Below are 12,125 nucleotides of genomic sequence, written 5' to 3' on the forward strand. Positions count from 1 at the left end.
TTCGAGCGGGGTGTGCTGCGTCCGTTGCCGGTGCGGGTGTGGGATGTGCGGCAGGCGCGTACGGCGTTGCGGCACATCAGTCAGGCCCGGCACGTCGGCAAGGTCGTCCTTCAGGTTCCGGCGTCGGTGGATCCGGACGGCACGGTGCTGGTCACCGGGGCGTCGGGCACCCTCGCCGGGGTCGTGGCCCGGCACCTCGTCGTCACCGGTCAGGCGCGTCGGCTGCTGCTGGCCTCGCGCCGCCTGCCTGCCGAGGGCACGGAGTACGCCGCGCTGGTCGCGGAGCTGACCGAGGCCGGCGCCACGGTCGACGCCGTTGCGGTGGACGTGAGCGACCCGGCTCAGGTGGCGGACCTGGTGGCGGGGGCGGATCGGTTGGCGGCGGTGGTGCACTGTGCGGGTGTGCTGGCCGACGCGACGATCACGTCGTTGGATGCCGGCGCTGTGGCCGCTGTGATGGGGCCGAAGGTGGATGGGGCGTGGGCGCTGCACGAGGCCACGGCCGGCCTGGACCTGAGCGCGTTTGTGGTGTTCTCGTCGATTGCGGCGACTCTGGGTTCGCCGGGGCAGGGCAACTACGCGGCGGCGAACGCGTTCCTCGACGCTCTGGCGCAGCACCGTCGCGAGCGGGGCCTGCCGGCGACCAGCATCGGCTGGGGCATGTGGGCCACCACCAGCAGCATGACCGCCCACCTCGACCGGGACGACCAGCAGCGGCTGGGGCGACTGGGTATGACCGCCCTGTCCGCCGACGAGGGCGCCGCGCTGCTCGACGCGGCGACGGCCAGAGCGCTGCCGAACGTGGCGGCGGCCCGGCTGCGGATCACCGCCGACGCCGCCCAGGTGCCGCCGATCCTGCGGCTGCTGGCGCGGGCCAGCGGGCGCCGGCAGGCGGGTGGCGCTGCCGCCACGACCGGTTCCTCCTGGCGTGACCGGCTGGTCGGGCTGTCGCAGGACGACGCCCGTCGGCTGTTGGTGGACCTCGTGTGCGGGCAGGCGGCGGCGGTGCTGGGGCACGCGTCGGCGCAGGCGGTGCCGGGTGGTCGGGCGTTCAAGGAGCTGGGCTTCGACTCCCTGACCTCCGTCGAGCTGCGTAACCGGTTGGCCTCGGCGACCGGGCTGCGGCTGTCCGCCACCCTCGTCTTCGACTACCCCACGCCCGCCCGGCTGGCCGAGCACCTGCACGAGCAGTTGGGTGCGGTCACGGCCGTCGCGACCGCCGTTTCCGCGGCCGGCGCGGCGGGCGCCGACGAGCCCATCGCGATCGTCGGAATGGCGTGCCGGTACCCGGGCGGCGTCAGCACCCCCGAGCAGTTGTGGGATCTGGTCGCCTCGGGCGGGGACGCGATCGGCGGCTTCCCGGCCGACCGGGGCTGGGACCTCGACGCCCTGTACGGTCCGGACGCCGACCGGGCGGGCACGTCGACGACCCGGCAGGGCGGCTTCCTGTACGACGCGGCCGAGTTCGACTCGGCGTTCTTCGGGATCTCGCCCCGCGAGGCCCTCGCCATGGACCCGCAGCAGCGGCTGCTGCTGGAGACCTCGTGGGAGGCGTTCGAGCACGCCGGCATCGACCCGGCCAGCCGGAACAGCACCGTCACCGGCGTCTTCATCGGCGCCGCCTCCTCCGGCTACGCCGCCACCGGAAGCGACGGCCTGGAGGGCCTGGAGGGCCACCTGCTCACCGGCACCGCCGGCAGCGTCGCCTCCGGCCGGGTGGCCTACACGTTCGGGCTGGAGGGCCCGGCGGTCACCGTCGACACGGCGTGCTCGTCGTCGCTGGTCGCCCTGCACCTCGCCGCGCAGGCGCTGCGCTCCGGCGAGTGCGAGATGGCCCTGGCCGGCGGCGTCGCGCTGATGGCCCAGCCCGGCATGTTCTCCGAGTTCTCGCGCCAGGGCGGCCTGGCCCCCGACGGCCGCTGCAAGGCGTTCGCCGCGGGCGCGGACGGCACCGGCTGGGGCGAGGGCGTCGGCATGCTGCTGGTGGAGCGGCTCTCCGACGCGCGGCGGCACGGGCACCGGGTCCTCGCCGTCATCCGGGGCACCGCCGTCAACCAGGACGGCGCGTCCAACGGGCTGACCGCCCCGAACGGGCCGTCGCAGCAGCGGGTCATCCGCCAGGCCCTGGCCAACGCCCGCCTGTCGAGCGTGGACGTGGACGCCGTCGAGGCGCACGGCACCGGCACCACTCTCGGCGACCCGATCGAGGCGCAGGCGCTGCTGGCCACGTACGGGCAGGACCGGCCGGGTGACCGGCCGCTGCTGCTGGGCTCGATCAAGTCGAACATCGGGCACACCCAGGCCGCCGCGGGCGTGGCCGGTGTGATCAAGATGGTCCTCGCCATGCGGCACGGCATCGTGCCGCCCACCCTGCACGTGGACGAGCCGTCCCCGCACATCGACTGGACCTCCGGGGCCGTGACCCTGGCCACCGAGGCGACGCCCTGGCCGGCGGCCGACCGGCCCCGCCGGGCCGCTGTCTCCTCGTTCGGCATCTCCGGCACCAACGCCCACGCCATCATCGAGCAGGCACCCGCCGTCGACGCCCCGCCGACCAGCCCTGAGCCGGCCCACCGGCTGCCCGGCCTGGTCGCCGCGGACGCCGTGCCGCTGCTCGTCTCGGCCCGCAGCCCCCGGGCGCTGCGCGACCAGGCGGCCCGGCTCCGGGAACGGCTCGCCGACCGGCCGGACCTCGACCTCGTCGATGCCGCGTACTCGCTCGCCGCCGGCCGCGCCCATCACCCGTACCGGCAGGTCGCCGTGGCAGCCGACCGGGACGACGCCCTCGCCGGGCTCGCCGCGCTGGCCCTGGCCGACCAGCCCACCAGCGTCGGCGAGGACGCCCCGAAGGTCGTCTTCGTCTTCCCCGGCCAGGGCTCCCAGTGGACCGGGATGGCCCTCGACCTGCTGGAGTCGTCGCCCGTCTTCCGGGACCGGATGCGTGAGTGCGAGACCGAGCTGGCCCGGCTGGTCGACTGGTCCCTGGAGGACGTCCTGCGGGCCACGCCGGGCGCCCCGCCGATGGACCGGGTGGACGTCGTCCAGCCGCTGCTGTTCTCCGTCATGGTCTCGCTCGCCGAGCTGTGGAAGTCCTGCGGCGTCGTGCCGGACGCCGTCATCGGCCACTCCCAGGGCGAGATCGCCGCGGCCTGCGCGGCCGGCGCGCTCACCCTGCCGGACGCGATGCGGCTCGTCGTCGCCCGCAGCCGGGGCCTGCTGGCCATCTCCGGGCTGGGCGGCATGGTGTCCGTGCCGCTGTCCGCCGCCGACACCGAGCAGCTGATCGCCCCGTGGGGGGACACCCTCTCCGTCGCCGCCCTCAACGGCGCCTCCGTGACCGTGGTGTCCGGCGACGCCGCGTCGGTCGCCGAACTGCTCGCGGTCTGCGCGGAGCGCGACATCCGTGCCCGGGAGATCGCCGTCGACTACGCGTCGCACTGTGCCCACGTCGAGGCCGTCCGCGACGACCTGGCCACCGCCCTCGGCACGATCGAGGCCCGTCCGACCGGCGTCGCCTTCCACTCCACCGTCACCGGCGAACTGCTCGACACGACCGAGCTGGACGCCGACTACTGGTACCGGAACCTGCGCGAGCCCGTCCGGCTCGCCCCCGTCGTCGACGGGCTCATCGCCGCCGGCTTCCGAGCCTTCGTCGAGGTCAGCCCGCACCCCGTCCTCAAGGTCGTCGTCCAGGACGCCCTCGACCGGGCCGATGCCGGGCGGTCCGGCGGCGGCGTGGTCGTCGGCTCGCTGCGCCGCGACGAGGACGGCCGCCGCCAGCTGCTCGCCGCGCTGGCCGGGCTGCACACCGCGGGCGTACGGGTCGACTGGGCCGCCGTCTTCGCCGGCTCCGGTGCGGCGCGGGTGGACCTGCCGACGTACGCGTTCCAGCGGGAGCGGTTCTGGCCCGAGGTGGGGTCGTGGCGGGTCGGTGACGTCTCGGGCGCGGGCCTCGGGGTCGCCGGGCACCCGCTGCTGGGTGCGGCGGTGCGCCTCGCGGGTGACGACGAGGTGGTGCTGACGGGTCGGTTGGCGTTGTCGTCGCATCCGTGGTTGGGCGATCACGTGGTGTCGGGTGCGGTGGTGGTGCCGGGCACGGCGTTGGTGGAGTTGGTGGTGCGGGCCGGCGACGAGGTGGGCGCGTCGCGGGTGCGGGAGTTGACGATCGCGGCGCCGTTGGCCCTGCCGGCGTCGGGTGGCGTGCGGGTGCAGGTGCGCGTCGGCGCGGCGGACGGGTCCGGGGCGCGTCAGGTGACGGTGCACTCGCAGCCGGAGGACGACGTCGAGGCGGAGTGGGTTCGGCACGCCGAGGGTGTGCTGGAGCCGGCCGTGGCCGAGGAGCCGGCGATCGGTGTCTGGCCGCCGGCCGGGGCGTCCGAGGTGGAGTTGGCCGGCTGGTATCCGGCGTTGGTGGAGCACGGGCTCGCGTACGGGTCGGTGTTCCAGGGGTTGCGGCGGGTGTGGGCCGGCGACGGCGAGGTGTACGCCGAGGTCGCCCTGCCCGACGACGCGGCGGAGAGCGCCGGCCGGTTCGAGGTCCACCCGGCGCTGCTGGACGCGGCCCTGCACCCGATCGGGCTGCTGCTGGCCGCCGAGTCGTCCGCCCCACGGGTGCCGTTCGCGTTCGAGGGCGTGCAGGTGCACGCGTCGGGCGCATCGGTGCTGCGCGTGCGGCTGACCCGTGCCGGCTCGGCCGTCCGCCTGGTGGCGGTGGACGGGTCGGGTGCGCCGGTCGTGTCGGTGGACTCCCTCGTGCTGCGGGAGATGACCGCCGTGTCCGCCCCGGCCGGGACCGACCGGTCGCTGTTCGAGGTGACGTGGCAGGCCGAAGACGTGACCCCGGCCGGGGACGCCTCCGCCTGGGCGGTGCTGGGCGACCTGGAGCTGCCGGGTGTGCCGGCGTACGGGGACGTGGCGGCGCTGGTCGCGGCCGTCGAGGCGGGCCAGGAGGCGCCGAGCCTCCTCCTGCTGCTGCCGGTCGCCGCCCCGGAGGGCGACGACCTGCCCGGTCTGGTCCGCGCCGGGACGTCGGCCGTGCTGGAGTCCGTGCGGGCGTGGCTGGCCGCCGAGCCCCTCGCCGAGACGCGGCTCGCGCTGGCGACCCGGGGCGCCGTGGCGGCGCGGCCCGGCGACCGGGTCGACGACCTCGCGGGTGCGGCGGTGTGGGGCCTGCTGCGGTCGGCGCAGTCGGAGCACCCGGACCGCATCGTCCTCGCCGACCTCGACCGGGAGCCGGACGCCGAGGCCCTGGCCCTGCTCGCCGCCGTGGCCGACGACGCGGCCCCCACCGGCGGCCAGCTCGCGATCCGCGAGGGCGCGGTGCTCGTACCCCGGGTCACCCGGCCGACCGGCGACGCGCTCACCCCGTCCACGGACCTGTGGCACGTCGCGGCGGTCAGCCCCGGCACCATCGACGGCGTCGACCTGGTGCCCGGCAGCGCGGCGCCGCTCGCGGCCGGCCAGGTGCGCGTCGCCGTGCGTGCGGCGGGTGTGAACTTCCGGGACGTGTTGATCGCGCTGGGCATGTACCCGGATTCGTCCGCGGTGATGGGCAGCGAGGGCGCGGGTGTGGTGCTGGAGGTCGGCCCTGGGGTCGAGGGTCTGGTGCCGGGTGACCGGGTGTTCGGGTTGTTCGAGCCCGGGTTCGGTCCGCAGGTGGTGGCGCAGCGGGATCGGGTTGCGCGGATGCCGGCGGGTTGGTCGTTTGTGGATGCGGCGTCGGTGCCGGTGGTGTTCCTGACGGCGTACTACGCGTTGCGTGATCTGGCCGGTCTGCGGGCGGGGGAGTCGGTGCTGGTCCACTCGGGTGCGGGTGGGGTCGGTATGGCGGCGATCCAGTTGGCGCAGCACTTCGGTGCGACGGTGTATGCGACGGCGAGCCCTGGTAAGTGGGGCGTGTTGCGTGGTTTGGGTGTGGCGGAGGAGCGGATCGCGTCGTCGCGGACGACGGAGTTCGAGGAGAAGTTTGTCTCCGCCAGTGGTGGCGCGGGTGTGGATGTGGTGTTGGATGCGCTCGCGGGTGAGTTCGTGGACGCGTCGTTGCGGTTGTTGCCGCGTGGTGGCCGGTTCGTGGAGATGGGCAAGACCGACGTCCGCGACCCGCAGTTGGTCGCCCAACAACACCCCGGCGTGGCGTACCAGGCGTTCGAACTCAACAACGCCGGCGGGGAACGGATCGGGCAGATGCTGTCCGAGCTGCTGGCCCTGTTCGAGCGGGGCGTGCTGCGTCCGTTGCCGGTGCGGGTGTGGGACGTGCGGCAGGCCCGGGCGGCGTTGCGGCACATCAGCCAGGCCCGGCACGTCGGCAAGGTCGTCCTCCAGGTTCCCGCGCCGATCGACCCGGACGGCACCGTCCTCGTCACCGGTGCGTCCGGCACCCTCGCCGGGGTCGTGGCCCGGCACCTCGTCGCCACCGGTCAGGCGCGCCGACTGCTGCTCGCCTCGCGTCGCCTACCCGTCGAGGGCACGGAGTACGCCGCGCTCGTCGCGGAGCTGACCGAGGCCGGCGCCACGGTCGACGCCGTCGCGGTGGACGTCAGCGACCCGGCTCAGGTGGCGGACCTCGTCGCCGGGGCGCACGCGCTGACCGCCGTCGTGCACACCGCCGGGGTCATCGCCGACGCGACGATCACCTCGCTGGACGCCGACGCCCTCGCCGCCGTCCTGGCGCCCAAGGTCGACGGGGCGTGGGCGCTGCACCGCGCCACCGCCCACCTGGACCTGGCCGCGTTCGTGGTGTTCTCGTCGATCGCGGCCACCCTCGGCTCGCCCGGCCAGGCCAACTACGCCGCCGCGAACGCGTTCCTCGACGCCCTCGCCCAGCACCGCCGCCAGCGGGGCCTGCCGGCGGCCAGCCTCGCCTGGGGACTCTGGGCCACCACCAGCGGCATGACCGCCCACCTCGAGGCGACCGAGCACCGGCGGGCCATCCGCGCCGGCAGCGCCCCGCTCACCGACGCCGAGGGGCTCGCCCTCCTCGACGCCGCGCAGCGGCACGGCGGCGCGCACGTCGTACTCATGAAGGTGCCGGCGGCCACCGACGCGCCGGACGCCGGGCGGGTCCCCGCGCTGCTGCGCGACCTTGTCCGGCCGCCCCGCGCGCGGCGGCGGGCGGCCACCCGGGCCACCGCCGACCTCTCCGTCGGCGAACGGCTCGCGGCGCTCAGCCCCGTGGAGCGGCGCGGCCAACTCCTCGAACTCGTCGCCAACAACGTGGCGGCGGTCCTCGGCCACCGCTCGGCCGACCACGTCGACCCGCAGCGGCCGTTCAAGGAACTCGGCTTCGACTCCCTGACCTCCGTCGAGCTGCGCAACCGGCTCGCCACCGCGACCGGACTGCGGCTGCCCGCCACGGTCGCCTTCGACTATCCCACCCCGGTCGTGCTCGCCGACTTCCTCGACCGGGAGATCGTCGGCCGGGCCGCCCCGGTCGCGGTCCAGGCCGCCGCCGCGGCCGGCACCGACGAGCCCATCGCGATCGTCGGCATGGCCTGCCGCTTCCCCGGCGGCGTGCAGACCCCCGAGCAGCTCTGGGACCTGGTGACCGCCGGCGCGGACGTCATCGCGCCCTTCCCCACCGACCGCGGCTGGGACCTCGCCGACCTGCGCACCGACGCCCAGGACGGCACAGCCACCCCGCAACGCGGCGGCTTCCTGTACGACGCCGCCGACTTCGACGCCGCGTTCTTCGGCATCTCGCCGCGCGAGGCCCTGGCCATGGACCCGCAGCAGCGGCTGCTGCTGGAGACCTCGTGGGAGGCGTTCGAGCGGGCCGGCATCGATCCGCTGGCCGCCCGCGGCAGCAGCACCGGCGTGTACGTCGGCCTGATCTACCACGACTACGCGTCCAAGGCCCTCGGCACCTCCGACGAACTGGACGGGTACGTCGGCAACGGCAGCGCCGGCAGCGTCGCGTCCGGCCGGATCTCCTACCTGTTCGGGCTCGAAGGACCGGCCGTCACCGTCGACACGGCGTGCTCGTCGTCGCTGGTCGCCCTGCACCTCGCCGCGCAGGCGCTGCGGCAGGACGAGTGCCGCCTCGCCCTCGCCGGCGGCGTCAGCGTCATGTCCACCCCCGGGATGCTCGCCGAGTTCTCCCGGCAGCGCGGCCTGTCGCCCGACGGGCGGTGCAAGGCGTTCGGCGCCGGCGCCGACGGCACCGGCTTCGCCGAGGGCGTCGGCATGCTGCTGCTCGAACGCCTCTCCGACGCCCAGCGCAACGGGCGGCGCATCCTCGCGGTGATCCGGGGCAGCGCCGTCAACCAGGACGGCGCCAGCAGTGGCCTCACCGCCCCGAACGGGCCGTCCCAGCAGCGGGTCATCCGCCAGGCCCTCGCCAACGCCCGCCTCGCCCCCGCCGACGTCGACGCCGTCGAGGCGCACGGCACCGGCACTGCCCTGGGCGACCCGATCGAGGCGCAGGCGCTGCTCGCCACGTACGGGCAGGAGCGGCCCGCCGACCAGCCGCTGTGGCTGGGCTCGATCAAGTCGAACATCGGGCACGCGCAGGCCGCTGCCGGCGTCGCCGGGGTCATCAAGATGGTCCTGGCGATGCGGCACGGCATCCTGCCGCGCACCCTGCACGTCGACGAGCCGTCCCCGCACATCGACTGGTCGGCCGGCTCCGTCGCCCTGCTCGCGCAGGACCGGCCCTGGCCCGGGACGGACCGGCCCCGCCGGGCGGCCGTGTCGTCGTTCGGCATCAGCGGCACCAACGTCCACACCATTCTGGAGCAGGCGCCCGACGCCGCGCCCGCGCCGACCGTGACCGTGCCGCCGGCCGTCACCTCCGGCGACCTCACCACCCCCTGCGTACTCTCCGCCCGCACCGGCGACGCCCTGCGCGAGCAGGCCACCCGGCTGCGCGCCTGGCTGGCCGAGAACCCCGCGGTGCCGCTGCCGGACCTCGGCCACGCGCTGGCCACCGGGCGGTCCGCGTTCGAACACCGCGCGGTGCTGCTGCCCCGCGACCGGCAGAGCATCCTCGCCGGCCTCGACGCCGTCGCCGGCGACGAGCCGTCGTCCATCGTCGTGCGGGGCACGGCCCGGACCGGCCGGCTCGCCGTCCTCTTCTCCGGGCAGGGCGCGCAGCGCGCCGGCATGGGCCGGGAGCTGTACGGGGCGTTCCCGGTGTTCGCCTCCGCGTTGGACGAGGTGTGCGGGCAGCTTGACCCGTTGCTGCCGCAGCCGCTTCGGGAGGTGCTGTTCGCTCCCGAGGGCTCGCCGGAGGCGGGGCTGCTGGACCAGACGGTGTTCACGCAGGCGGGCCTGTTCGCCGTCGAGGTGGCGCTGTTCCGTCTGGTCGAGTCGTTCGGTGTGGTGCCGGACTTCGTGGGTGGCCACTCGGTCGGTGAGATCACGGCCGCGTACGTGGCGGGGGTGCTGTCTCTTGAGGACGCGTGCACCCTCGTGGCGGCGCGGGGTCGGTTGATGCAGGGGTTGCCGGCCGGCGGCGGGATGCTGGCGGTGAACGCGGCCGAGGCCGACATCCTGCCGACCCTCGAAGGGCTGACCGACCGGCTGGGCATCGCGGCCGTGAACGGTCCGACCTCCGTCGTGGTGTCCGGCGACCTGACGGCCCTGGACGAGGCGGAGACCGTCTGGCGGGACCGGGGCGTGCGGACGCGGCGGCTGACGGTGAGTCACGCGTTCCACAGCCCGCTGATGGAGCCGATGCTCGCCGACTTCCGGGCCGTCCTGGAGGGCCTCGCCTTCCGGCCGCCGCTGCTGCCGGTGGTGTCCAACCTGACCGGCCACGCCGCCGACACGGCGGACCTCTGCGACCCCGGGTACTGGGTGCGGCACGTCCGTGAGGCCGTCCGCTTCGCCGACGGGATCGCGTACCTGCGGCAGCGCAACGTCGCCACGTACCTGGAGGTCGGGCCGGACGGCGTCCTCGCCGGCATGACGCAGGACTGTCTCGCGGACGACAGCGACGCGGTGGTCGTACCGACCCTGCGGAAGGGCCGCACCGAGGCGTCCGCCTTCCTCGCGGCCCTCGCCGAGACGTACGCCGGCGGCGTGCCCGTCGACTGGGCCGCGCTGACCGGCGGCGGCTCCGCCGTACGACCGGTGGACCTGCCGACGTACCCGTTCCAGCGGCAACGGTTCTGGCCCGACGCGACGGCCTGGCGCAGCGGCGACGTGTCCGGCGCCGGGCTCGCCGCGCCGGGGCACCCGCTGCTGGGTGCGGCGGTGCGCCTGGCGGGCGACGACGAGGTGGTGCTGACCGGCCGGCTGGGACTGTCGTCGCATCCGTGGTTGGGCGATCACGTGGTGTCGGGTGCGGTGGTGGTGCCGGGCACCGCGTTGGTGGAGTTGGTGGTGCGGGCCGGCGACGAGGTGGGCGCGTCCCGGGTGCGGGAGCTGACCATCGCCGCGCCGCTGGCCCTGCCGCCGTCCGGCGGCGTGCGGGTGCAGGTGCGCGTCGGCGGGATCGACGACTCCGGCGGCCGGGACGTCGCCGTGTACTCCCAGCCGGAGGACGACGCCGAGGCGGAGTGGGTCCGGCACGCCGGCGGTGTGCTGGAGCCGGCGTCCGCCGAGGAGCCCGGCCTGGCGGCGTGGCCCCCGGTCGGCGTGCCGGAGACGGACCTCGCCGGCTGGTATCCGGCGTTGGTGGAGCACGGGCTCGCGTACGGGTCGGTGTTCCAGGGGTTGCGGCGGGTGTGGGCCGGCGACGGCGAGGTGTACGCCGAGGTCGCCCTGCCCGACCAGGCGACGGGCGACGCGACGGGATTCGGGGTGCACCCGGCGCTGCTGGACGCCGCGCTGCACCCGATCGGGCTGCTCGACGCCGGGACCGGTTCCGGTCCGCGGGTGCCGTTCGCGTTCGAGGGTGTGCAGGTGCACGCGTCGGGCGCGTCGGTGTTGCGGGTGCGGCTGACCCGTGCCGGTTCGGCGGTCCGCCTGGTGGCGGTGGACGGGTCGGGTGCGCCGGTGGTGTCGGTGGACTCGCTCGTGCTGCGGGAGATGGGTGCGGTTGCCACGCCGAACGCGGCCGACCGGTCGCTGTTCGAGGTGTCGTGGCAGGCCGAGGACGTGACCCCGGCCGGGGACGCCTCCGGCTGGGCCGTGCTCGGCGACGTCGAGCTGCCGGGTGTCACCGTGTTCGGGGACGTGGCGGCGCTGGTGGCGGCCGTGGAAGCGGGGGAGTGCACCCCGGACCGCGTGCTGCTGCCGGTGCCCGTGGCCGCCGACCTGGCGGTGCCGGCGGCCGTTCGGTCCGTGACGACCCAGGTGTTGGCGGTGGTGCAGTCGTGGTTGGCCGCCGAGGCGCTGGCGGACGCGCGGCTGGTGGTCACGACGCGGGGCGCGGTGGTGGCCCGCGACGAGGACCAGGTCGACGATCTGGCGGGCGCGGCGGTGTGGGGTCTGCTGCGGTCGGCGCAGTCGGAGCACCCGGACCGCATCGTCCTGGCCGACCTCGACGGGCCCGTCGACCCGGCGACGCTCGGCGTGCTGTCGGCGGTCGCGGCCGACCCCTCGCCCCTCGGCGGCCAGCTCGCGCTGCGGGGCGACCGGGTGCTCGTACCCCGGCTCGTGCGGCGCGCCGGCACCGAGCTGACCCCGCCAGCCGACGGCGCGTGGCACGTGGCGGCGGTGCGCCCCGGGACGCTGGACGGCGTGGAGATCGCGCCGACCGCGCCGGTCGCCCTGGCCTCCGGCGAGGTCCGCGTCGCCGTGCGTGCGGCGGGTGTGAACTTCCGGGACGTGTTGATCGCGCTGGGCATGTACCCGGATTCGTCCGCGGTGATGGGCAGCGAGGGCGCGGGTGTGGTGCTGGAGGTCGGCCCTGGGGTCGAGGGTCTGGTGCCGGGTGACCGGGTGTTCGGGTTGTTCGAGCCCGGGTTCGGTCCGCAGGTGGTGGCGCAGCGGGATCGGGTTGCGCGGATGCCGGCGGGTTGGTCGTTTGTGGATGCGGCGTCGGTGCCGGTGGTGTTCCTGACGGCGTACTACGCGTTGCGTGATCTGGCCGGGTTGCGGGCGGGGGAGTCGGTGCTGGTCCACTCGGGTGCGGGTGGCGTGGGCATGGCGGCGATCCAGTTGGCGCAGCATTTCGGTGCGACGGTGTATGCGACGGCGAGCCCTGGTAAGTGGGGCGTGTTGCGTGGTTTGGGTGTGGC

General features: G+C 75.4%; 1 protein-coding gene. It reads left to right on the plus strand.

Annotated elements, in window-relative coordinates:
* Positions 1–12,125: SDR family NAD(P)-dependent oxidoreductase (locus ACFY23_RS31635; RefSeq protein WP_387051334.1), on the plus strand; the 12,125-nt coding region annotated here is incomplete at both ends.

The sequence above is a fragment of the Micromonospora sp. NPDC000121 genome (assembly GCF_042899165.1).
Taxonomy (GTDB): Bacteria; Actinomycetota; Actinomycetes; order Mycobacteriales; family Micromonosporaceae; genus Micromonospora.